At 72.1% G+C, this 21,696-nt stretch carries 21 protein-coding genes; 6 read left to right on the top strand and 15 right to left on the bottom strand.

Annotation, left to right across the window (positions count from 1 at the left end; genetic code table 11):
* The first annotated feature begins 62 nt into the window (after positions 1-62).
* Positions 63-251 (top strand): hypothetical protein, encoded by a 189-nt coding sequence (locus J8M51_RS36700; protein ID WP_086761541.1) that lies wholly within the window; start codon positions 63-65, stop codon positions 249-251.
* Positions 252-266: 15 nt separating this feature from the next.
* On the opposite strand, the gene J8M51_RS36695 is transcribed toward J8M51_RS36700, so the two are convergent.
* Both J8M51_RS36695 and J8M51_RS36690 read right to left on the bottom strand, forming a co-directional pair.
* Positions 267-881 carry a M23 family metallopeptidase gene (locus tag J8M51_RS36695; RefSeq protein WP_179203392.1) on the bottom strand — a complete coding sequence of 205 codons (615 nt, stop codon included), beginning with the start codon at positions 879-881 and terminating at the stop codon, positions 267-269.
* Between the two features lie 484 nt (positions 882-1,365).
* Positions 1,366-3,891: an ATP-dependent Clp protease ATP-binding subunit gene (locus J8M51_RS36690; RefSeq protein WP_013001652.1), complete on the bottom strand. Its 2,526-nt coding sequence runs from the start codon at positions 3,889-3,891 to the stop codon at positions 1,366-1,368.
* A 430-nt stretch (positions 3,892-4,321) separates the two neighbouring features.
* On the opposite strand from J8M51_RS36690, the gene J8M51_RS36685 reads away from it, so the two are divergent.
* Entirely contained in the window at positions 4,322-4,978 is a 657-nt protein-coding gene (locus tag J8M51_RS36685; protein WP_086761535.1) for an SCO3374 family protein, read from the top strand.
* On the opposite strand, the gene J8M51_RS36680 is transcribed toward J8M51_RS36685, so the two are convergent.
* From J8M51_RS36680 to J8M51_RS36635, 10 genes are all read right to left on the bottom strand, one after another.
* Entirely contained in the window at positions 4,957-5,292 is a 336-nt protein-coding gene (locus J8M51_RS36680; protein ID WP_033524724.1) for a histone-like nucleoid-structuring protein Lsr2, read from the bottom strand. The genes J8M51_RS36685 and J8M51_RS36680 overlap by 22 nt on opposite strands.
* Before the next feature lie 330 nt (positions 5,293-5,622).
* On the bottom strand, positions 5,623-6,162 hold the full coding sequence (locus J8M51_RS36675; RefSeq protein WP_086761533.1) for an amino-acid N-acetyltransferase: 540 nt from the start codon (positions 6,160-6,162) through the stop codon (positions 5,623-5,625).
* Positions 6,163-6,171: 9 nt separating this feature from the next.
* Positions 6,172-6,657, bottom strand: coding sequence for a BlaI/MecI/CopY family transcriptional regulator (locus J8M51_RS36670; RefSeq protein ID WP_216869730.1), 486 nt, complete (start codon positions 6,655-6,657; stop codon positions 6,172-6,174).
* A 160-nt stretch (positions 6,658-6,817) separates the two neighbouring features.
* Entirely contained in the window at positions 6,818-7,009 is a 192-nt protein-coding gene (locus J8M51_RS36665; protein ID WP_086761529.1) for a hypothetical protein, read from the bottom strand.
* Between the two features lie 19 nt (positions 7,010-7,028).
* Positions 7,029-7,706 carry a hypothetical protein gene (locus tag J8M51_RS36660; protein ID WP_267299906.1) on the bottom strand — a complete coding sequence of 226 codons (678 nt, stop codon included), beginning with the start codon at positions 7,704-7,706 and terminating at the stop codon, positions 7,029-7,031.
* A 356-nt stretch (positions 7,707-8,062) separates the two neighbouring features.
* The gene (locus tag J8M51_RS36655) at positions 8,063-8,860 is read right to left on the bottom strand and encodes a type III pantothenate kinase (protein ID WP_037702429.1); all 798 of its coding nucleotides are present in this window, start codon (positions 8,858-8,860) and stop codon (positions 8,063-8,065) included.
* Positions 8,861-8,875: 15 nt separating this feature from the next.
* Positions 8,876-9,859: a carboxylating nicotinate-nucleotide diphosphorylase gene (gene nadC / locus J8M51_RS36650; RefSeq protein WP_086759985.1), complete on the bottom strand. Its 984-nt coding sequence runs from the start codon at positions 9,857-9,859 to the stop codon at positions 8,876-8,878.
* A gap of 5 nt (positions 9,860-9,864) precedes the next feature.
* Entirely contained in the window at positions 9,865-11,607 is a 1,743-nt protein-coding gene (locus tag J8M51_RS36645) for an L-aspartate oxidase (RefSeq protein WP_086759984.1), read from the bottom strand.
* On the bottom strand, positions 11,604-12,605 hold the full coding sequence (gene panC / locus J8M51_RS36640; protein ID WP_086759982.1) for a pantoate--beta-alanine ligase: 1,002 nt from the start codon (positions 12,603-12,605) through the stop codon (positions 11,604-11,606). The genes J8M51_RS36645 and panC overlap by 4 nt, the downstream gene beginning before the upstream one ends.
* A complete protein-coding gene (locus J8M51_RS36635; RefSeq protein ID WP_086759980.1) occupies positions 12,602-13,558 on the bottom strand; it encodes a Rossmann-like and DUF2520 domain-containing protein in 957 nt (318 codons plus the stop codon). Before J8M51_RS36635 ends, panC begins: the two co-directional genes overlap by 4 nt.
* Positions 13,559-13,706: 148 nt before the next feature.
* Between J8M51_RS36635 and J8M51_RS36630 the strand changes: the two genes are divergently transcribed.
* Positions 13,707-14,921 (top strand): threonine aldolase family protein, encoded by a 1,215-nt coding sequence (locus J8M51_RS36630; protein ID WP_086759978.1) that lies wholly within the window; start codon positions 13,707-13,709, stop codon positions 14,919-14,921.
* Between the two features lie 760 nt (positions 14,922-15,681).
* Positions 15,682-16,788, top strand: coding sequence for a DUF5937 family protein (locus J8M51_RS36625; protein WP_086759977.1), 1,107 nt, complete (start codon positions 15,682-15,684; stop codon positions 16,786-16,788).
* A 65-nt stretch (positions 16,789-16,853) separates the two neighbouring features.
* Here the strand turns inward: J8M51_RS36625 and J8M51_RS36620 are convergent, their stop codons facing one another.
* Both J8M51_RS36620 and J8M51_RS36615 read right to left on the bottom strand, forming a co-directional pair.
* Positions 16,854-17,525 carry a response regulator transcription factor gene (locus J8M51_RS36620; protein WP_086759975.1) on the bottom strand — a complete coding sequence of 224 codons (672 nt, stop codon included), beginning with the start codon at positions 17,523-17,525 and terminating at the stop codon, positions 16,854-16,856.
* Positions 17,526-17,617: 92 nt separating this feature from the next.
* Positions 17,618-18,820, bottom strand: coding sequence for a sensor histidine kinase (locus J8M51_RS36615; protein ID WP_086759973.1), 1,203 nt, complete (start codon positions 18,818-18,820; stop codon positions 17,618-17,620).
* Between the two features lie 118 nt (positions 18,821-18,938).
* Between J8M51_RS36615 and J8M51_RS36610 the strand changes: the two genes are divergently transcribed.
* Positions 18,939-19,931: an SAM-dependent methyltransferase gene (locus tag J8M51_RS36610; RefSeq protein WP_086759971.1), complete on the top strand. Its 993-nt coding sequence runs from the start codon at positions 18,939-18,941 to the stop codon at positions 19,929-19,931.
* Between the two features lie 4 nt (positions 19,932-19,935).
* Here the strand turns inward: J8M51_RS36610 and J8M51_RS36605 are convergent, their stop codons facing one another.
* Positions 19,936-21,114 (bottom strand): NADH-quinone oxidoreductase subunit D, encoded by a 1,179-nt coding sequence (locus J8M51_RS36605; protein ID WP_086759987.1) that lies wholly within the window; start codon positions 21,112-21,114, stop codon positions 19,936-19,938.
* Positions 21,115-21,145: 31 nt separating this feature from the next.
* Between J8M51_RS36605 and J8M51_RS36600 the strand changes: the two genes are divergently transcribed.
* Complete coding sequence (locus tag J8M51_RS36600) at positions 21,146-21,673, top strand: PH domain-containing protein (protein ID WP_086759969.1); 528 nt, start codon at positions 21,146-21,148, stop codon at positions 21,671-21,673.
* Positions 21,674-21,696: the final 23 nt, after the last annotated feature.

Below are 21,696 nucleotides of genomic sequence, written 5' to 3'. Positions count from 1 at the left end.
CGAACCGGGGTAAAACATCAGAGCTTTCGGGACTCTCCCGAGCACCCGCCGAGGAGGCCCGGATGAACGCCGACGACTACGCCCGTATGACCGACGAGGAGCGCGCCGCGTTCCTCCGCAGACGCCATGTCGTCGCCGTGGTCGGGACGGCGCTGGTGGGGGTGACGATGGTCCTGCTCATGATCCTGCTCAACGACTACTACGCCGGCACCCCGATGTGCGGCACGGGCCAGGACCACGGCCCGTGCTGACCCCGCCCGCTCACGTCAGACGGTGATGCCCTTGGTCCGCAGGAAGGCGACCGGGTCGATGGCGGAGCCGTAGTTGGCGGTCGTACGGACCTCGAAGTGCAGGTGCGGCCCGCTGGAGTTACCGGTGTTGCCGGAGAGGGCTATGCGCTGCCCGGTCTTGACGACCTGCCCGGCCTTCACGTTCACCTTCGAGAGGTGGGCGTACTGCGAGAAGGTGCCGTTGCCGTGCTTGATGACGACGGCGTTGCCGTACGCGGGACCGTCGCCGGCGCCGTTGCCGCCGGCCTTCACGACGGTGCCGCCGTGCGCGGCGACGACGGACGTGCCGCTCTTGACGGCGAAGTCCTGCCCGCTGTGCTTGGCGGACCACATGTTGCCGGCCTGCGCGAAGCTGGCGCTCAGCTTGTAGCCCTTGACCGGGCTGACCCAGGAGGTCGCCTTCTTGGCGGCCTTCTTGGCGGCGACGGTCTGAACGGTGGCGGTGGTGGCACTCGCGGCCTGAGGACCACCGGCGGCGGCCGCGACCCCGGCACCCAGCACACCCGAGACCCCCACCCCGGCGGCCACCAGGGCGGCCCGGACGCGGAGCTGGGACGTACGGGTGCGGGGAGTGCGAACACGCTGCGACATGGAGAACCTCACGGGGAACGGAGACAAGGACTGTGCCTCGACGGACACGAATCCCACCCGGCACACATCAGCGCCTGCCGAATGGGACACCCCTTGGTACCGCCCCGCCCCGAACCGCCCCAAATGTGTGACCTACGACGGAACGTCGTACTCCACGCGAAATGGGACCCCTTCTTGACACCCACCCCCAAACCCGTCCCCACCTGCACATCACCCTTCGAATCCCTCACCCTCGAACCCAAATGTCCGTTTTGCTCACCACCTTCCCGCCACTATTCCTCCTAGTACCGGACAAATGACCTGTGCGGCACGTCACCGACACCCCTCGCAGAAGAACCCCGAATGTGACGCCGACTACGAGGCCCGCATCACTCGGAACCCGCCGGAAATGCCCCTCTCCGCACGCGCCGGAAACACAAAAGGGGCTGCCCCGGGACCGAAGTCCCGGGGCAGCCCCTGCGCGCGCTCGGGCCGAGCGCCGCGGTTACGCGTCCTTGCTCAGGTTCGGGCCCGCGCCGCCGGCCGCCTGCTCGATCGGCGGGACGTCCGGCAGCGCCGACTTCTCCTCACCCCGGAAGGTGAAGGTGGCCGCGTCGCCCTCGCCCTCGGTGTCCACGACCACGATGTGGCCGGGGCGCAGCTCGCCGAAGAGGATCTTCTCGGAGAGGGTGTCCTCGACCTCGCGCTGGATGGTCCGGCGCAGCGGCCGGGCGCCCAGGACGGGGTCGTAGCCCTTCTTGGACAGCAGCTCCTTCGCGGCCTGGGAGAGCTCGATGCCCATGTCCCGGTCCTTGAGGCGCTCGTCGACCTTGCCGATCATCAGGTCGACGATCTTGAGGATGTCCTCCTGCGTGAGCTGCGGGAAGACGACGACGTCGTCGACACGGTTGAGGAACTCGGGCCGGAAGTGCTGCTTCAGCTCGTCCGAGACCTTGTTCTTCATGCGCTCGTAGTTGGTCTTCTTGTCGCCCGAGGCCGCGAAGCCCAGGTTGAAGCCCTTGGAGATGTCCCGGGTGCCGAGGTTGGTCGTCATGATGATGACCGTGTTCTTGAAGTCCACGACCCGGCCCTGGGAGTCGGTCAGCCGACCGTCCTCCAGGATCTGCAGCAGCGAGTTGAAGATGTCCGGGTGGGCCTTCTCGACCTCGTCGAAGAGGACGACGGAGAACGGCTTGCGGCGGACCTTCTCGGTCAGCTGGCCGCCCTCTTCGTAGCCCACGTAGCCGGGGGGCGAACCGAAGAGCCGCGAGACCGTGTGCTTCTCGCTGAACTCCGACATGTCGAGGGAGATCAGCGCGTCCTCGTCACCGAAGAGGAACTCGGCCAGAGCCTTGGAGAGTTCCGTCTTACCGACACCGGACGGGCCCGCGAAGATGAACGAACCACCGGGACGCTTCGGGTCCTTGAGGCCCGCGCGCGTACGACGGATCGCCTTCGACAGCGCCTTGACGGCGTCGACCTGGCCGATGACCCGCTTGTGGAGCTCGTCCTCCATACGCAGCAGACGCGAGGACTCCTCCTCGGTCAGCTTGAAGACCGGGATGCCGGTGGCGGTCGCGAGGACCTCGGCGATCAGCTCGCCGTCGACCTCGGCGACGACGTCCATGTCGCCGGCCTTCCACTCCTTCTCCCGCTTGGCCTTCGCGGCGAGAAGCTGCTTCTCCTTGTCGCGCAGGGAGGCGGCCTTCTCGAAGTCCTGCGAGTCGATCGCGGACTCCTTGTCCCGGCGGACACCGGCGATCTTCTCGTCGAACTCGCGGAGGTCCGGCGGCGCGGTCATCCGGCGGATGCGCATCCGCGATCCGGCCTCGTCGATCAGGTCGATCGCCTTGTCCGGGAGGAAGCGGTCCGAGATGTACCGGTCGGCGAGCGTCGCCGCCTGCACCAGGGCCTCGTCCGTGATCGAGACGCGGTGGTGCGCCTCGTACCGGTCACGGAGGCCCTTGAGGATCTCGATGGTGTGCGGGAGCGAGGGCTCGGCGACCTGGATGGGCTGGAAGCGGCGCTCCAGGGCCGCGTCCTTCTCCAGGTGCTTGCGGTACTCGTCCAGCGTGGTGGCACCGATGGTCTGCAGCTCACCGCGGGCCAGCATCGGCTTCAGGATCGAGGCGGCGTCGATGGCGCCCTCGGCGGCACCCGCACCGACCAGCGTGTGCAGCTCGTCGATGAACAGGATGATGTCGCCGCGGGTGCGGATCTCCTTGAGCACCTTCTTCAGGCGCTCCTCGAAGTCACCGCGGTAGCGGGAGCCGGCGACCAGCGCGCCGAGGTCGAGGGTGTAGAGGTGCTTGTCCTTGAGGGTCTCGGGCACCTCGCCCTTGACGATGGCCTGGGCGAGGCCTTCGACGACGGCGGTCTTGCCGACACCGGGCTCACCGATCAGCACCGGGTTGTTCTTGGTGCGGCGGGACAGCACCTGCATGACCCGCTCGATCTCCTTCTCGCGCCCGATCACCGGGTCGAGCTTGGACTCACGAGCGGCCTGGGTGAGGTTCCGGCCGAACTGGTCGAGGACCAGGGACGTCGAGGGGGTGCCCTCGGCGGGCCCGCCGGCGGTGGCGGTCTCCTTGCCCTGGTAACCGGAGAGCAGCTGGATGACCTGCTGCCGCACCCGGTTGAGATCTGCGCCCAGCTTGACCAGGACCTGGGCGGCGACGCCCTCGCCCTCACGGATCAGGCCGAGCAGGATGTGCTCCGTGCCGATGTAGTTGTGGCCCAGCTGAAGGGCCTCGCGGAGCGACAGCTCCAGGACCTTCTTGGCACGGGGGGTGAAGGGGATGTGCCCGGACGGGGCCTGCTGCCCCTGCCCGATGATCTCCTCCACCTGCTGGCGGACCGCCTCGAGCGAAATCCCGAGGCTCTCCAGGGCCTTAGCGGCGACACCCTCACCCTCGTGGATCAGGCCCAGGAGGATGTGCTCGGTGCCGATGTAGTTGTGGTTGAGCATCCGGGCTTCTTCCTGAGCCAGGACGACAACCCGCCGCGCGCGGTCGGTGAACCTCTCGAACATCGTTAATCGCTCCTCAGAGCGGTCAGGCAGTGAGGGGACGCTCCCCTCGCTGTCCTTCCGCAGCTTAGTCCCGCAAGCGGGGACCGCTCATTCCAACTGCCGACACCGTCCTTGGCCTCCTGACCCCGAACGCCGACATCTGCTCCAACCCGATGGTGCGAGACGATGTTCCCGCAGGCCAGGCAGTTACCCCCACCATCAGTACGCCGATGGCGAACGTGAGACGGCCATTCCTGCGTGTCGCCCCCTCCCACTAGGGATGTCTTACCCGTAGGCACTGACACTCCATGCCGGATGCACCGGTTCCCTCCGCTAAGGGCGAACATCCTTGCGTCGTCACACACCACGGAACGCCCCCTTTCCCGGCACTCCTCGCATCCGAGCCGATACCCAGCGTAACTCCGGGCTCCTTCGCACGGTTGCTCCTGACATGGCCATCGTCCCCCTTCCCCGCCGACCGCTCGACCCGAGCGAGGCCCAGGGCGTCGTCCCGCGCGATGTTCCGGGTGACATCGCCCGGGACGCGGTGCGGCAGTGGTACGAGAACGAACTCGGCTGGGCGACCGTGCCCGGGACGCCCGTACAACTCCTTACGGGCCTGCGCTTCGATGTGCTCGATGTCCCGGCGGAAGCGGGGGTCGCGGCGCTCAGGCATCTGGGACCGGTGCCCGGTCCGGGCTCGCCGGTGGCGCTGCGCGGGGACCGGATGCTGCTGCTGGTCGCGGCGGGGAGCGCGGAGGAGCTGCCGGGTCTGCTGGAGTGGCTGGACTGGGGCGGCCTCGACCTGGACCTCACCGCCGTCGGAACGGGCGGTCGGCTGGCGGCGCCGGCGCTTCCGGGCGGGGCCGGAAGGCTCGCGGGCGTGCGCGGGGAGGCCGGTTCACAGGGGGCCGCCGACTGGCTGCGGCCCCCCGAGCCGGGATGCGAGGTGGAACCCTCGCTGCCGAGCATGTCGGCGTTGGGAGGCGGTGGGGACGCCCCCGACCTCGTGCGAGTGGTGGACACGGTGGCGACGCACTGCCACCGCGTCCGGCTGCGGCGCGTGAGCACCGGGCCGTCGGAATCTCAGCCGTTGGCCTTCTCGTAGGCCTCGCGGATGGAGGCGGGGACACGGCCGCGGTCGTTGACCTCGTAGCCGTTCTCCTTCGCCCACGCGCGGATGGCCGCGGTGTCCTGGCTGCCGCCGGAAGCGGCACGGGCCTTGCCGCGCCCGCCCGCCGCACGGCCTCCGGTACGGCGGCCACCCTTGACGTAAGGGTCGAGAAGGCCGCGAAGCTTGTCCGCGTTGGCGGTCGTGAGGTCGATCTCGTACGTCTTGCCGTCCAGCGCGAACGTCACGGTCTCGTCCGCCTCGCCGCCGTCGAGGTCGTCGACAAGAAGGACCTGAACCTTCTGTGCCACCGGATTTCCTTTCATCGATAACTTCAGGGCCGAGGGCCTGCGGCGAGCGCCGCTGTTTCACGTCCCCTGTTATATGCAGTACTGCAGTACGTCGGAAAGCAAACCGCTTTTCCAGGAAAAACACAAACCCCTGGGAGAGACCGGGGAGAGGCCACGGAGAGGGCCCGGAGTCCGGGGGAGACCGGAAACGTGCGCGTTTCGGACATAGGGAACCCGGGCAAGGCGGCCCCACCGGAATAGGGGTCGGGGTTCGCCGATGAGGTTCGCCGATGAAGCCCGGGGTTCATGCCCGGGCTTCAAGCCCCGGGTTCCTTGCCGATCCGCCGACGATCACAGATGCAGAAGCATCCGGCTGTTGCCCAAGGTGTTCGGTTTCACCCGTTCGAGACCGAGGAACTCCGCGACGCCCTCGTCATAGGAACGCAGCAGCTCCGCGTACACATCGGTGTCGACCGGAGTCTCGCCGATCTCCACGAAGCCGTGCTTCGCGAAGAACTCGACTTCGAAGGTCAGACAGAAAACCCGGCGAACACCGAGCCAGCGAGCGGTGTCGAGCAACTTCTCCAGCAACCGGTGGCCGACACCGAGACCCTTGGCGGCCGGGTTCACCGCGAGAGTGCGGACTTCGGCGAGGTCTTCCCACATGACGTGCAGGGCACCACAGCCGACGACCTCGGCGTCCGGACCGGTGCCCCGTTCCGCGACCCAGAACTCCTGGATGTCCTCGTAAAGCGTGACCGTCGCTTTGTCGAGCAGGATGCGACGCTGCACGTAAGAGTCGAGGAGGTCGCGCACGTGCGGGACATCGCTGGTCCGAGCCCGCCGGACGGTGATGGCTTTTGCGGTGACTTCGGGACTCGATGCTGGCATGAGCGGACGCTATCGCCCGGGAAGATCCGGTGATTCGCCGGGGGTCCCCTGTGTTTCGCCGGACGATTCGGCGGATTCGCCGGCGGTTTCGGCAGGGGTTTCACCGAGGCGGGCCGCGGGCGGCGCCGGTTCGGGTTTGACGGGGTCAGGGCCCTGCACGATGCGTACGGCGTCGGTGAGCGCCTGTCGCTGTTCCTCGCTCATCATCCCGAAGAACGCGACGAGAGCGGCGGCGGGGTTGTCGCTCTGCGACCAGGCTTCGTTCATCAGTGCGGCCGAGTAGGCGGCGCGGGTGGAGACCGCCTCATATCGATAGGCCCGACCTTCCGCCTCCCGGCGCACCCAGCCCTTCTGATGGAGATTGTCCAGAACGGTCATCACCGTCGTGTACGCGATGGACCGTTCCCGCTGAAGGTCTTCCAGGACTTCCCGAACGGTCACCGGGCGGTTCCACTTCCACACCCGCGTCATGACCGCGTCTTCGAGTTCTCCCAAGGGGCGAGGCACAGTTCCGCACGATATCCGAAGAAACCCAAAGAATCTCAAAGAAACCCGAAGAAACTCCAAGAAACGGAACAAAAAGGCGTACGACTCGAAGAGCTGACGAGTCGTACGCCGATGGAGCGGGGTGTCGCGGGGCCCGGTGCCGGGTGCGTCAGGCGCCGGTGCCCCGGAGGTCGGTGCCGTCGGCCTGGCGGGCGCTCTCCGCGCGGGCGAGGGCCGCGTCGACGGCGGCGTCCTCCTTGGCCTTGTTGGGGCCGCCCTGGGTCTTCACGATCACCCTGATGACGGCGATGAACAGCACGGCCATCACGATGGGGGGCAGCAGCGCGGAGACGTAGTCCATGCGTCCAGGGTAGCCAGGGCTAGACGGCGGCCAGTTGCTGGGGCGGGTTCGCGGGCGGGGCGGCCGGTTTCCGCTTGGGCGGGAAGACCTCGCCGGGGGTCGGGATGGGGCGGCGGGCCGGGCTCGGGGCGGCGGGGCGGGGCACCGGGCCGGGCTTCTCGGCGGGCTCCGCGGGCCGGGCGGGCCGGGCCGGCTTCGGCTGGTCGGCGGCGTCGCGCGCGTGGACGTCCCGCTCGGCCAGGCCGCCGGGAAGGGCGGTGAGGCGGAGCCGGGAACGGCCGGAGCCGGAGCGGGAGGCGGGGACGACCACGGCCGAGGCCGCCGCGCGCCCCGCGAAGCGGGCGCGCACGTCCTGCTCGACGACGGGGCGGCAGCGCTCCAGGAGGGCCGCGGCGGCGGGGTTGCCGCGCAGCGCGCGCAGGGCGGCGAGGTCGTCCGGGTGCGGGTGGTACCCGGTGTCCAGGGCCTGGGTGAGGAGCGCCGTGTAGCCCGTGACCGTGCCGGGGAGCGCGGCGCGGTAGCGGGCGAGGTCGGCCAGCAGGAAGGCCCTCAGACGGGCTTCCTCGCGGGTCGCCTCGTCGACGGACTCGGCGAGCCGGAGGCAGTCCTGCACCTCCTCCGCCGAGGCGGGGCTGGGGTTGAGGGCAAGGGCGAGGGCACGACGGAGCACACGCAGCTCCTCCGCACCGAACGCCATGCCACCGCGGGTTCCGTGGGGCGTGGGCATGCCGCGACGATACGCGCTAATCAGACAAAAGAGGGTCGATGGGGGCGTGTGGCGCCGGGGACCACCCACCTGGGTGGACGGGGGCGCGGTGGGGGTGGGGGTGGGGGTTCGGTGTGTGGGCGGGTGCGGGTCCGGTGGGGGCTGGTCGCGCAGTTCCCCGCGCCCCTAAAGGACCACGGCCCCGCGGCCTGAAAGGCGAACGGCGGCGGGCCTGAAAAGCACGGGGCGCAGCCCCTGCTTTTCAGGGGCGCGGGGAACTGCGCGAGAAGCCCCACCGGGCCGCACCCGGCAACGCACCCCAGACACCCCCCACCCCTCCCGCGCCCTCAGAGCCGCGACACGTTCCGCTCGTACACCAGCCTCAGCCCGATCAGCGTCAGCCACGGCTCGTGCTCGTCGATCACCGAGGACTCGCCCAGCACCATCGGCGCGAGCCCACCCGTGGCGATGACCGTCACGTCCTCGGGGTCGTCGGCCAGCTCACGGACCATGCGGCTCACGACCCCGTCGACCTGCCCGGCGAACCCGTAGACGATCCCGGACTGCATCGCCTCGACCGTGTTCTTGCCGATCACGCTGCGGGGCCGGGCCACCTCGATCTTGCGGAGCTGGGCGCCCTTCACCCCGAGCGCCTCGACGGAGATCTCGATACCGGGGGCGATGACACCGCCGACGTACTCCCCGCGCGCGCTGACCGCGTCGAACGTGGTCGCCGTACCGAAGTCCACGACGACCGCCGGGCCGCCGTAGAGCTCGACGGCCGCGACCGCGTTGATGATGCGGTCCGCACCGACCTCCTTGGGGTTGTCGGTGAGGATCGGCACGCCGGTCTTCACCCCCGGTTCGACGAGGACCGCGGGGACGTCGCCGTAGTAGCGGCGGGTCACCTCGCGGAGTTCGTGCAGGACGGACGGTACGGTCGCGCAGATCGCGATGCCGTCGATGCCGTCGCCCAGTTCCTCGCCGAGCAGCGGGTGCATGCCCATGAGGCCCTGGAGGAGGACCGCCAGCTCGTCGGCGGTGCGGCGCGCGTCCGTGGAGATGCGCCAGTGTTCGACGATGTCCTCGCCGTCGAACAGCCCGAGGACGGTGTGGGTGTTGCCCACGTCGATGGTCAGCAGCATGGCCCGTCCCCGTCCCTACTCGGCCGCGCGCAGGTCGAGGCCGATGTCCAGGATGGGGGACGAGTGGGTCAGGGCGCCCACCGCCAGGTAGTCGACGCCCGTGTCCGCGTACGCCTTGGCGTTGGTGAGGGTCAGCCGGCCCGAGGCCTCCAGGAGGGCCCGGCCGGCGACGATCGCCACGGCCTCCTCGCACTCCACCGGGGTGAAGTTGTCCAGGAGGATCAGGTCGGCGCCCGCGTCGATGACCTCGCGGAGCTGGTGGAGGGTGTCGACCTCGACCTCGATGGGCACCTCGGGGAACATCTCGCGCACGGCCTTGAACGCCTGCGCGACACCGCCCGCGGCGACCACGTGGTTGTCCTTGACGAGGGCCGCGTCGGACAGCGACATCCGGTGGTTCGTCCCGCCGCCGCAGCGGACCGCGAACTTCTCCAGGGAGCGCAGCCCCGGCGTCGTCTTGCGGGTGTCGCGGACCTTCGCCTTGGTGCCCTCCAGGGCGTCCGCCCACGCGCGCGTGGCGGTCGCGATGCCGGAGAGGCGGCACAGCAGGTTCAGGGCGCTGCGCTCGGCGGTGAGGAGGTCGCGGGTGGCGCCGGTGACGCTGAGGAGCTTCTGCCCCTCCTCCACGCGGTCGCCGTCGTCGACGTGCCGCTCGACCTCGAACTCGTCGGAGCAGGCCACCGAGAGGACCGCCTCCGCGATTCTGAGCCCCGCCACGACGCCGCCCTCACGGGCGGTGAAGTCGGCGGTGGAGCGGGCGTCCTCGGGGATCGTGGCGACCGTGGTGACGTCCACGCCGTGGTCCAGGTCCTCCTGGATGGCGACGTTGGCGATGTCCTCGACCTCCACGGGGTCGAGTCCTGCGTCGGCCAGGAGCTGGGCGAGCGCGGGGTCGAGCCCGCACTCCAGATACTCCTCGGTCAGCCCGTCGTCGGCGCCGCAGGCGCAGCCGTCGCCGCAGCCGCCGCCGGAGGCGAGGGGAAGTTCGGGGGTGCTCACGTCTGTCACTGCTCCTGGTGATGCGGCCGGGTCGGGGGGAAGTCTGCGGTATCCGTGGTGTGTACGGCGAGCGTCCGGTCCGGATTCAGCCGTACGACGATGTGGCGGCGCCAGGCGGCGTCGTCGCGGTCGGCGCGGTCCTCGCGCCAGTGGCAGCCGCGGGTCTCCTCGCGCAGCCGCGCGGCGGCGACCAGGACCCGGGCCACGCACAGGAGGTTGGTGGTCTCCCAGGTGTCGACGCCGGGCTCGGCCGTCTTGCCGTTCTCGGCCAGCGCGTCGCGGGCCGCGGCGTGCAGCCGGTCCAGGGACGCGGCGGCGGTCTCCAGGGAGGCCTCGGAGCGCAGGACACCGGCGCCCTCGGTCATGGTCCGCTGGATCGCGAACCGTATCTCCGGGGCGAGCAGCGGGTGCGCGGGCTGCTCGGCGTACGGCACGGGCTGCGGCACGCGTGCGTGGAGGCCGTTGCCGGCGTGGGCCGCGGCGATGTCGGCGGCGATGCGCTCGGCGTAGACCAGGCCCTCCAGGAGGGAGTTGGAGGCGAGCCGGTTGGCGCCGTGGACGCCGGTGCAGGCGACCTCGCCGCAGGCGTAGAGCCCGGGGACGGTGGTCCGGCCGTGGGAGTCGGTGCGGACGCCGCCGGAGGCGTAGTGGGCGGCCGGGGCGACCGGGATGGGCTCGGTGACCGGGTCGAGGCCGTGGGCGCGGCAGGCGGCGAGGATCGTCGGGAAGCGGTGCTCCCACATGGTGGCGCCGAAGTGCCGGGCGTCCAGGTACATGTGCTCGGTGCCCTGTTCCAGCATGCGGCGCGTGATGCCCTTGGCGACGATGTCGCGGGGCGCCAGCTCGGCCAGCTCGTGCTGTCCGAGCATGAAGCGGATGCCGTCGGCGTCGACCAGGTGGGCGCCCTCGCCGCGCACGGCCTCGGAGACCAGGGGCTGCTGGCCCTCCGCGTCGGCGCCGAGGAACAGCACGGTCGGGTGGAACTGCACGAACTCCAGGTCGGAGACCTCGGCGCCCGCGCGCAGGGCGAGGGCCACGCCGTCGCCGGTGGACACCGACGGGTTGGTGGTCGCCGAGAAGACCTGGCCCATGCCGCCCGTCGCGAGGACGACGGCGGGCGCGTGCACGGCCCCCACGCCGTCGTGCTGGCCCTCGCCCATGACGTGCAGGGTGACGCCGGCCGTGCGGCCGTCGGCGTCGGTCAGGAGGTCCAGGACGAGGGCGTTCTCGACCGTGCGCAGTCCACGCGCGCGTACGGCCTCGACGAGGGCCCGGGAGATCTCGGCGCCGGTGGCGTCGCCGCCCGCGTGGGCGATCCGGCGGCGGTGGTGGCCGCCCTCGCGGGTGAGCTCCAGGCCGCCCTCCTCCGACTCGTCGAAGTGGGCGCCGGTCTCGATCAGCCGGCGTACGGCGTCGGGGCCCTCGGTGACGAGGAGCCGTACGGCCTCCTCGTCGCACAGGCCCGCGCCGGCCACCAGGGTGTCGTCCTGATGCTGTTCGGGGGTGTCGCCCTCGCCGAGGGCGGCGGCGATGCCGCCCTGGGCCCAGCGGGTGGAGCCGTCGTCGAGGCGGGCCTTGGTGACCACGACCGTGCGCAGGCCGGCGGCCTCGCAGCGCAGCGCGGCGGTGAGGCCGGCGACGCCCGAGCCGACGACCACGACATCGGCGTCGACGGACCAGCCCGGGGCGGGCGCGTGCAGTCGTATGCCGGTGGCGGTGCCTGTGCTGCTGGTGCCTGTGCTGCTCACGAGGCGGCTCCGAAGGTTCCGAAGGTGAGGGGGATGTTGTCGATCAGCCGGGTCGTCCCCACCCGGGCCGCGACGGCGAGGACGGCTTCGCCGGTGAAGCCGTCGGGGATGTCGGTGAAGTCGGACGGGTCGACCAGGGCCAGGTAGTCCAGGGCGATCGGCGGCTTCCTGCGCAGGGCCTCGTCGAGGACCAGCCGGGCGGCGGCGCGCACGGCGGCGGGGCCGCCGGGGGCGGCCTTGGCCATGGCGTGCGCGTCGGCTGCGGCACGGGACTCGCCGATCGCGCTCAGCGCCTCGGCACGCGCGCGGGTGGCGGGCACCTCGCGGGCCCGCGCGCGCAGTGCCTCCTGCGCGGCGTGCCGGTCGCGGCCCGCGAACAGCGCCTGGGAGAGCGCGAGGGCGGTGCGGCGCTCCTCGGGGGACAGATAGCGGTTGCGGCTGGACAGGGCCAGGCCGTCGTCCTCGCGGACGGTGGGGACGCCCACGATGTCCATGCCGAAGTTCAGGTCGCGGACCATGCGGCGGATCAGGGCGAGCTGCTGGGCGTCCTTCTGGCCGAAGAGGGCGACGTCGGGGCGGGTGAGGTGGAGCAGCTTGGCGACGACGGTGAGCATGCCGTCGAAGTGCCCGGGGCGCGCGGCCCCCTCCAGGCGCTCCCCCATGGGCCCGGCGGTGATCCGGACCTGGGGTTCGCCGCCCGGGTAGACCTCGTCCACGGCCGGGGCGAACACCACGTCCGCGCCGGACACCTCGGCGAGCTTGACGTCGGCGTCCAGGGTGCGCGGATAGCGGTCGAGGTCCTCGCCGGCGCCGAACTGGAGCGGGTTCACGAACACCGTGACGACGACCTCGCCCGTGGGGCCGGCGATCTCGCGGGCGGCGCGGACCAGGGTGGCGTGGCCCTCGTGCAGGGCGCCCATGGTCATGACGACGGCCCGGCGTCCCGTACGCGCGCGTGCGTGCAGTTCGTCGGCGGTGCGCAGCACGGTGATCGTCATCGGGCGCTCCCCTCGGTGCCGTCGGTGCCGCCCGCTCCGGCGGCGCCGTCCGTCGCGCCCGCGAGTACCCCGAGGAGGTCCTCGGCCAGCTCCGGCTTGAGCAGTCCGTGGGCGAGGGCGCGGTCGGCGGTCGCGCGGGCCATCGCCAGATACCCGGCGACGGTGGCCGGGGCGTGCGCGCGCAGCTCGGCCACGTGCGCGGCGACCGTGCCCGCGTCCCCGCGCGCGACGGGGCCGGTGAGGGCCGCGTCGCCCGACCTGAGGGCGTTGTCCAGCGCGGCGCCGAGCAGCGGGCCGAGCATGCGGTCGGGGGCGGTGACACCGGCCGTGCGCAGCAGCTCCATGGACTGGGCGACCAGGGTCACCAGGTGGTTGGCGCCCAGGGCGAGAGCCGCGTGGTAGAGCGGGCGGCTCTCCTCGGCGATCCACTCGGGCTCGCCGCCCATCTCGATCACCAGCGCCTCGGCGGCCATCCGCAGTTCGTCCGGGGCCGTGACCCCGAAGGAGCATCCGGCGAGCCGCTGCACGTCCACCGGGGTCCCGGTGAAGGTCATCGCGGGGTGCAGCGCCAGCGGCAGCGCCCCGGCCCTCCGCGCGGGGTCCAGCACCCGTGCGCCGTACCGCCCGGAGGTGTGCACGAGGAGCTGGCCGGGCCGGACGGAGCCGGTCTCGGCGAGGCCCTCGACCAGGCCCGGCAGGGCGTCGTCCGGGACGGTCAGCAGGACCAGGTCGGCGTGGCGCAGCACGTCGGCGGGGGGCATCAGCGGCACGTCGGGCAGCAGTGCGGCGGCCCGCCGCCGGGAGGCGTCGGAGACGCCGGAGACGGCCACCGGACGGTGGCCCGCCAACTGGAGCGACGCCGCCAGCGCGGGGCCGACCCGGCCGGCGCCGACGACACCGACGGTGAGGCGCGCGGGGCGGTCCTTCGGCTCTGGTTGCTGGAATGTACTCACTCGGTGGTGGCCTTCCCGTTCCAGTCCGCTCTGGGTACCGGACGATTTCTCGTCATGTTAACGCGATTGGTTCGAGGGGCGTTCGCTTGTCCACAGGCTGTGGGGAAATCCGGGTGCCGGGCGGGGGCGGCCGGGGGATGATCCCGGGATGACGGAAACGGCGGGGACGACCACGGAAGAGAACGCGGGCACGGCCGCGGAGGAGAACGCGGCCGAGGAGTCCCCGGTGGCTCGGCGGTACGCGCGGCGGCGGGCCGCCCACCGGGCGGCCGGACGCGTGCTGGCACGGCCGGGCGCGCTGGCGACGGTCCGTGAGCGCCTGGCGCTGCTGGACGCCGCCGGGGACGTGTACGACCTGGACACGACCGCCGACATGTACGGCAACGGGGTCGTGGAGACCCTGGAGGAACGGACCGCCGCGCTGCTCGGCACGGAGGCGGCGGCGTTCTTCCCGACCGGCACGATGGCCCAGCAGGTGGCCCTGCGCTGCTGGGCGGCCCGTACCGGGAACCCGGCCGTCGCCCTGCACGCGCGCGCCCACCCCGAGATGCATGAGCGGCATGCGTTCAGCCAGGTCAGCGGGTTGCGTCCGATCCATCTGACGAGCGAGCCACGGCTGCCGACCGCCGACGAGGTGCGCGGGCTGGACGAGCCCTTCGGAGCGTTGATGCTCGAACTGCCGCTCAGGGAGGCCGGTTTCCTGCTCCCCTCCTGGGAGGAGCTGACCGAGATCACCGAGGCGGCCCGCGAGCGGGACGCGGTGGTCCACTTCGACGGGGCCCGTCTGTGGGAGTCCGCCACCCACTTCGGCCGTCCCGTGGACGAGATCGTGGGCCTCGCCGACAGCGTCTACGTGTCGTTCTACAAGTCCCTCGGTGCCTACGGCGGTGCCGCGCTCGCCGGTCCCCGGACGCTGATCGAGGAGGCGAAGGCCTGGCGGCACCGGTACGGCGGTCAGCTCTTCCAGCAGTTCCCCACCGTGCTGTCGGCCCTCGTCGGCCTGGAGCGCGAGCTGCCCCGGCTGCCGGAGTACGTCCGCCACGCGCGCGTGGTCGCCGCCGGGCTGCGCGAGGGGTTCACAGCGGCGGGGCTGCCGTCGGGGCGCGTGTACCCCGAGGAGCCCCACACCAACGAGTTCCAGGTCTGGCTGCCGTACGAGGTCGACGTCGTCGCGGAGGCCGCGGTCCGGCAGGGCGAGCGCACGGGCACCCTCCTCTTCGCCCGCCCCTGGGACCGCGGCGGACCGGGGCTCGCGGTCACCGAGATCGAGGTACGGGCCGCCGCCCTGGAGTGGACGCCGGCGGACGTCCGGAAGGCGGCGGCGGACTTCGTGACGCTGGCTGAGGAAGTGGCGGACGAGTAGACGAGTAGGAGCCGCCGAGCGGAAGAGCGAGCCATCGACGACCGGCGCCCGGCCCACCGCTCCGGCGACCGGCCGGGCGCCGGGGCCTTCGGCAACCGGGCTGAGGCCAAGGCCCCGACGGCTGGGCCGGCATCCGCCGGGCGCCTGCGCGAAGCCGCGGCACCGGAGCCCCGCGCGGAAGGCCACGGTCTCTCAGGGCCACGGCCACGGCGTTCGGGCGGACATCACGGCCCGGAGTCCGGATGGAAGCCCCGGCCCGGAGTCCCGGCACAAGCCACGGCCCGGCGGCCGGGCGGAAGCCTTTGTCCCGGCGCCCCGCACGGAAAGCCACAGTCCTCCGGAGGCCACGGCCACGGCACCGGGCGGACATCGCGGCCCGACGTCCCGGCGGAAGTCCCTGCCCGGAGCCCCGGCAGAGGCCACTGTCCCGGCGGCCCGCGCGGAAAGCCACAGTCCTCCGGAGGCCACGGCCACAGCGCCGGACGGACATCGCGGCCCGACGTCCCGGCGGAAGTCCCTGCCCGGAGCCCCGGCGGAAGCCACGATCCGGAGCCCCGGCACAAGCCACAGCCCGGCGGCCCGGCAGAGGCCTTTGTCCCGGCGGCCAGCCGGAAGCCACAGCCCCCGGCGCCCCGCACGGAAAGCCACAGCCCCGGCCCGGGCGCCCAGCCGGAAGCCACGCCCCCGGGGTCCGGGCCGTAGTCAGCGCCGTCGGGCCCTGGCAGGGGGCGTTGTCAGTGGTCGGGTGCACCATGTGGGGATGAGTGTGCGGATCGGTGTCGGGGGGCTGCGGCGGGAGCGGGTGGCCGTCGTGCCCTCGCCGCTGGCCGAGCTGGGCATGGCGCTGCACGTGCTGTCCGAGCCCGGTCACCATCCGGGGCTGCGGGGCTGGGCGGCGGGGGTGACGGCACGGCTCGACCCGCATCTCGCCGACCGGATGTGCGAGGCGGACTTCCTGTGGCGTTCGACGTTCTCGGACCTGTTCATGCCGTACGCCGGGATCCCGGGCCGGGACACCCTCCCGGGCGCGACGCTCGCCGACGACCTGGACCTGCTGGACAAGCTGACCGACGAACAGTTCGCCGACGCCGGGCTGGAGTTCGTCTGCACCCCGGGGCACGACTCGCGCGAGCGCAACGCGCTGTCCGACCCGGAGACCCGCCGCCAGGCCCTGGAGCTGGCCGCCGCGCGCGGACCCCGCCAGGTGCGGTTCGCCCGGCGGCTGCTGGAGGACCCGCCCGCGGTGCGGGCCTGGCTGCGGCAGTTCCTGGAGGACTGCGGTGAGGCCTTCTTCACCGAGACCTGGTCCCGGCTCGGCCACCAGCTCGCGGCGGACGCCCGCCACAAGACCGAACTGCTGCGGCACAAGGGCCTGGCCGGGGCGCTGACCGCCATGTCCCCCTCGATGGCCCTCGACGAGCGCGCGGGGCGGATCACCGTGGACAAGCTGATCGAGAGCCGCACCGACACCGGCGACGGCGGTCTGCTGTTCGTGCCGACCAGTCTCGGCCGGCCCCATCTCACGGTCCTGCACCGCTTCGGCTGGCAGCCGGTGATCCAGTACCCGGTGAGCGCGGCCGAGCCCGCCGCCCCGCCCTCCGTGGAGCAGCTCGCCCTGCGGATGACCGCCCTCTCCCACCCCGCCCGTATGCGCCTGTGCCGCAACCTCGCCCGCAGCGCGTACACCACGGGCGAGCTGGCCCGGATGCACGGGGTGACGCCGCCGGAGATATCCCGCCACCTGGCCGTCCTCAAGAAGGCGGGCCTCCTGACGACGCGTCGGCGCGGGCGGTACGTGCTGCACCAGCTGGACGTGACGGCGGTGGCCCGCCTGGGCAGCGACTTCCTGGAGGGGTTGCTCAGGTAGGGCGGCGGCTCGGGCTCCGGGGCGGGGGCCCTTCCCCGGGGCCCGGCACCTCCCGAGGCCCGGCCTCAGCCGTGCCCGCCCGCCCGCACCAGTCCCGTCTCGTACGCCAGGACGACCACCTGGACGCGGTCGCGGAGGCCCAGCTTGGTGAGGATGCGGCCGACGTGGGTCTTGACCGTGGCCTCGGAGAGGACGAGGCGGGCGGCGATCTCGCCGTTGGACAGGCCCTGGGCGACGAGGATCATGACCTCGCGTTCGCGCTCGGTGAGGCGCTCCAGCTCCTTGTGCTTGGGTTCCGTGCCGGTGCTCGGGAGCATCGGCGCGAACCGGTCGAGCAGCCGCCGGGTGGTGGAGGGCGCGACGACGGCGTCGCCGCTGTGCACGGCCCGGATGGCGGCCAGCAGTTCGCCGGGCGGCACGTCCTTGAGCATGAAGCCGGAGGCGCCCGCCTTCAGCCCGGAGAAGGCGTACTCGTCGAGGTCGAAGGTGGTCAGGATGAGCACCTTCGGCGGGTTCGGGTCGGCGCAGATGCGGCGGGTGGCCTCGACGCCGTCCAGCTTCGGCATCCGGACGTCCATGAGGACCACGTCCACCTCGGTCGCGCGGACGACCTGCAGTGCCTCGACGCCGTCACCCGCCTCCGCCACGACCTCCATGTCCGGCTGGGCCGCCAGCACCATCCGGAACCCGGTGCGCAGCAGCACCTGGTCGTCGACGAGCATCACGCGGATCGCCATCGGGTCCTCTTCCGTCTACTTCGTCCACGGCTGTCAGTTGTCAGCCGTCAGCTGTCAGCCGTCCACAGGCGTCAGCCAGTGGCATGACCGTGTCAGTGTGCGGGCTTCAGGGGCAGCAGGGCGCTGATCCGGAAGCCGCCGCCGGGGCGGGGACCCGCGTCCAGCGTGCCGCCGACCATACCGACGCGCTCCCGCATCCCGATCAGCCCGTGCCCCTGACCGTCGGCGCCGCCCTCCTCGTACAGCTCGTGGGGCGCGCCCTTGCCGTCGTCCTCCACGAGCAGACCGAGGCCGTCGTCGAAGTAGACCAGCCGCACGCTCGCCCCGGTGTTCGGGCCGCCGTGCTTACGGGTGTTGGTGAGGGCCTCCTGGACGATGCGGTACGCCGTCAGCTCCACACCGCTGGGCAGCGGGCGCGGGGTGCCCTCGATCTTGAAGTCCACGGGCAGCCCGGCGACCCGGCACTGCTCGACGAGGTCGTCGATCTGTTCGACATCGGGCTGCGGGACGTACTCGCCGACCTCCTTGTGCTCCCCGGTGCGCAGCACACCGAGCAGCCGGCGCATCTCGGCGAGGGCCTGGCGGCCGGTGGAGGAGATCGTCTCCAGGGCCTTCTTCGCCTGGTCGGGGGCGGCGTCGAGGACGTACGCGGCGCCGTCGGCCTGGACGACCATGACGGAGACGTTGTGCGCGACGACGTCGTGCAGCTCCCGGGCGATGCGGGCGCGCTCGGCGGCGACCGCGACCTTGGCCTGCGCCTCGCGCTCCTTCTCCAGCCGGGCGTTGCGCTCCTCCAGCTGCGCGAAGTACGCGCGGCGGGTGCGCAGCGAGTCGCCCAGCACCCAGGCCAGGGCGAACGGCACGGTCAGGAACACCGCGAGCACCGCGTTGCCCATGATGCCCAGCTGGTCCTCGGTCCAGCGCAGCTGCCCGAGCGACGCCGCGCAGAGGCCGCCGCCGAGCGCGAACCAGGAGGCCCAGCGGGCGCCGCTCGCCGCGACCGTGTAGATGACCACGAGCATCGCGAAGTCGGCCGGGATTCTCGGCACGTCCAGGATCAGCTGCGCGATGCCCGCCGCGGCGGCCAGCATCAGCATCTTCTCGGGCATGCGGCGCCGCAGGGCGATCGACAGGCAGAGGGCGAGCGAGATCACCACGAACACGGTCTCGTTCATGTCTCTGGCGTAGTCGGAGTCGATCGCTCCGCCCGCCAGGGTCATCACGAGCAGGACGACGGCCCAGAAGCTGTCGACCCAGGTCGGATGCCGGCGGAGGAAGTCATAGAGGCGCTGCACGTAACCCAGCGTAGGGAAGGGGGCGGTGTGCCGGGGTCAACCGGAGGGTCGATCCGTGACGGGGGCATGTACTCCCCAAGGTGGAGGCCGCGTTAGCCGTTCCGCTTAGCCTGGCGCTGTGACGGAACCTGAACGTGCCCGGCCCTGGCGCGCGGCGGCCGAGGAGGCGCTCTACGGGCCCGCGGGCTTCTACCGGCGACCGGAGGGGCCCGCCGCGCATTTCCGCACCTCCGTCCACGCGTCCGCGCTGTTCGCCTCCGCCGTGGCCCGGCTGCTGTGCCGGGTCGACGAGGCGCTGGGGCGGCCCGGGGAGCTGGGGTTCGTGGACATGGCGGCCGGGCACGGGGAGCTGGTGAGCGGGGTGCTGGACGCGCTCCCCGCCGAGGTCGCGTCCCGCACGCGCGCGTACGCCGTCGAACTGGCCGGGCGGCCCCCCGGTCTCGATCACCGCATCGAGTGGACGGCCGAGCCGCCGAAGGGGGTCGCGGGGCTGCTGTTCGCCAACGAGTGGCTGGACAACGTACCCGTGGACGTCGTGGAGGTGGACGCGGCGGGCGTGGCCCGGCTGGTCCTCGTACGGGAGGACGGGAGCGAGTCGCTCGGGGAGCCCGTCGGCGGGGCGGAGGCCGCGTGGCTCGGCCGGTGGTGGCCGCTGGCCCCAAAGGAGGGGCTGCGGGCCGAGGTGGGGCTGCCCAGGGACCGGGCGTGGGCCGCCGCCGTGGCGGGGGTCGAGCGGGGGCTCGCGGTGGCGGTCGACTACGCGCACCTCGCGGGCGCCCGGCCGCCCTTCGGGACGCTCACCGGGTTCCGGGAGGGGCGGCAGACCGCGCCGGTCCCGGACGGGTCGTGCGACATCACGGCCCATGTGGCGCTGGACGCGTGCGCGTTGCCCGGGGCCCGGCTGCTCACCCAGCGGGAGGCCCTGCGCGCCCTGGGGGTCACCGCGGGCCGCCCGCCGCTCAGCCTGGCGACCACCGACCCGGCGGCGTACGTACGGGCCCTCGCGGGCGCGGGCGAGGCCGCCGAGCTGACCGCGGCGGGCGGCCTGGGCGACTTCGGCTGGCTGGTGCGGCCGGTGGGGATCGCGGACCCGCTGGGCCAGGACCGGTGACGCCCTACTTGTCGATGTCCCCCACCACGAAGAACAGCGAGCCCAGGATCGCCACCATGTCGGCCACCAGGGTCCCCGGCAGCAGTTCGGTGAGGGCCTGGATGTTGTTGTACGAGGCGGAGCGGAGCTTCAGCCGGTACGGGGTCTTCTCGCCCTTGCTGACCAGGTAGTAGCCGTTGATGCCGAGGGGGTTCTCGGTCCAGGCGTAGGTGTGGCCCTCGGGGGCCTTGAGGACCTTCGGCAGGCGCTGGTTGACCGGGCCGGGCGGCAGCTCGGCGAGGCGGTCGAGGCAGGCGTCGGCGAGCGCGAGGGAGTTGTGGGTCTGCTCCAGGAGGCACTCGAAACGGGCGAGGCAGTCGCCCTCGTCGCGGGTGACGACCTTCAGGACGTCCTGGAGTTCGCCGTACGCCAGGTACGGCTCGTCGCGCCGCAGGTCGAAGTCGACCCCGGAGGCACGGGCGATGGGGCCGCTGACGCCGTACGCGTGCACCGCCTCCGGGGAGAGGACGCCCACGTCACGGGTGCGGCCCCGGAAGATCTCGTTGCCGAGGACCAGGTCGTCGAAGACGCCCATGCGGGAACGGACGTCCGTGACGGCGCCGCGCGCGCGGGCGGCCCAGCCCGCCGGCAGGTCCTCCTTGAGGCCGCCGACCCGGTTGAACATGTAGTGCATCCGGCCGCCGGAGATCTCCTCCATGACGTTCTGGAGCTCCTCGCGCTCCCGGAACGCGTAGAAGACCGGGGTGATGCCGCCCAGCTCCAGCGGGTACGAACCGAGGAACATCAGATGGTTCAGGACGCGGTTCAGCTCGGCGAGGAGCGTACGCATCCAGACCGCGCGCTCGGGCACTTCCATGCCGAGCATGCGTTCGACGCCGAGGACGACGCCGAGTTCGTTGGAGAAGGCCGAGAGCCAGTCGTGGCGGTTGGCGAGCATGATGATCTGGCGGTAGTCGCGCGCCTCGAAGAGCTTCTCCGCGCCCCGGTGCATATAGCCGATGACCGGTTCGGCGTGCTGGATCCGCTCGCCGTCGAGGACGAGCCGCAACCGCAGCACACCGTGGGTGGACGGGTGCTGCGGGCCGATGTTGAGCACCATGTCCGTGCTCTCGGCGGCACCGCCGACACCGACCGTCGTCTCGCGGGTCCGCGGGGTCTGCGGGGTCTCCGTCGGGGGAGTCATGAACACAGTCTGTCCTACGTACGCTGGCTGAATGGAGACGGGGAGCTTGGGGAGCTTGGGGACCTTGGACGACGACGGCGGCGCACGGGCACAGGACGAGCCGGTCTGGACGGGACTGCCGCCCGGCCTGCTGCGGATGAGGCGGCTGTTGCTGGTGGTGTGGCTGGGGCCGATCACCATCGGTACGGGCGTCCTGCTCGGCTGGCTCGCGGGCCCGCCCTGGGCGGCGTTCGCGCTGCTGCCGCTGGCCCTGCTGCTGTGGGGCTGGCCGATGCTGGGCCGCAACTGGCGGTCGTGGCGGTACGCCGAACGGGCCGACGACCTGCTGATCAGCCGGGGTGTGCTCTGGCGGGAGGAGACCGTGGTGCCGTACGGGCGCATGCAGTTGGTCGAGGTGACCTCGGGGCCCGTCGAGCGGCACTTCCACCTGGCGAGCGTGCAGCTCCACACGGCCGCCGCCGCCACGGACGCCCGCATTCCGGGCCTGGACCCGGCCGAGGCCGAGCGGCTGCGCGATCGGCTCACCCAGCTGGGCGAGGCCCGATCGGCGGGGCTGTGACGGTGCCGGCACGGGACGCGGAC

This window comes from Streptomyces griseiscabiei (assembly GCF_020010925.1).
In the GTDB taxonomy this organism is placed as follows: domain Bacteria; phylum Actinomycetota; class Actinomycetes; order Streptomycetales; family Streptomycetaceae; genus Streptomyces; species Streptomyces griseiscabiei.
This window is presented reverse-complemented; position numbering and strand designations above follow the sequence as displayed.

Coding starts and splice junctions, on each gene's coding strand:
- J8M51_RS36625 (WP_086759977.1), top strand. CDS start 15,682: ATGAGTGTGCGGATCGGTGTCGGGGGGCTGCGGCGGGAGCGGGTGGCC.
- panC (WP_086759982.1), bottom strand. CDS start 12,605: ATGACGATCACCGTGCTGCGCACCGCCGACGAACTGCACGCACGCGCG.
- J8M51_RS36665 (WP_086761529.1), bottom strand. CDS start 7,009: ATGGACTACGTCTCCGCGCTGCTGCCCCCCATCGTGATGGCCGTGCTG.
- J8M51_RS36675 (WP_086761533.1), bottom strand. CDS start 6,162: ATGCCAGCATCGAGTCCCGAAGTCACCGCAAAAGCCATCACCGTCCGG.
- J8M51_RS36690 (WP_013001652.1), bottom strand. CDS start 3,891: ATGTTCGAGAGGTTCACCGACCGCGCGCGGCGGGTTGTCGTCCTGGCT.
- J8M51_RS36695 (WP_179203392.1), bottom strand. CDS start 881: ATGTCGCAGCGTGTTCGCACTCCCCGCACCCGTACGTCCCAGCTCCGC.
- J8M51_RS36685 (WP_086761535.1), top strand. CDS start 4,322: ATGGCCATCGTCCCCCTTCCCCGCCGACCGCTCGACCCGAGCGAGGCC.
- J8M51_RS36605 (WP_086759987.1), bottom strand. CDS start 21,114: ATGACTCCCCCGACGGAGACCCCGCAGACCCCGCGGACCCGCGAGACG.
- J8M51_RS36630 (WP_086759978.1), top strand. CDS start 13,707: ATGACGGAAACGGCGGGGACGACCACGGAAGAGAACGCGGGCACGGCC.
- J8M51_RS36620 (WP_086759975.1), bottom strand. CDS start 17,525: ATGGCGATCCGCGTGATGCTCGTCGACGACCAGGTGCTGCTGCGCACC.
- J8M51_RS36655 (WP_037702429.1), bottom strand. CDS start 8,860: ATGCTGCTGACCATCGACGTGGGCAACACCCACACCGTCCTCGGGCTG.
- J8M51_RS36600 (WP_086759969.1), top strand. CDS start 21,146: ATGGAGACGGGGAGCTTGGGGAGCTTGGGGACCTTGGACGACGACGGC.
- J8M51_RS36700 (WP_086761541.1), top strand. CDS start 63: ATGAACGCCGACGACTACGCCCGTATGACCGACGAGGAGCGCGCCGCG.
- J8M51_RS36660 (WP_267299906.1), bottom strand. CDS start 7,706: ATGGCGTTCGGTGCGGAGGAGCTGCGTGTGCTCCGTCGTGCCCTCGCC.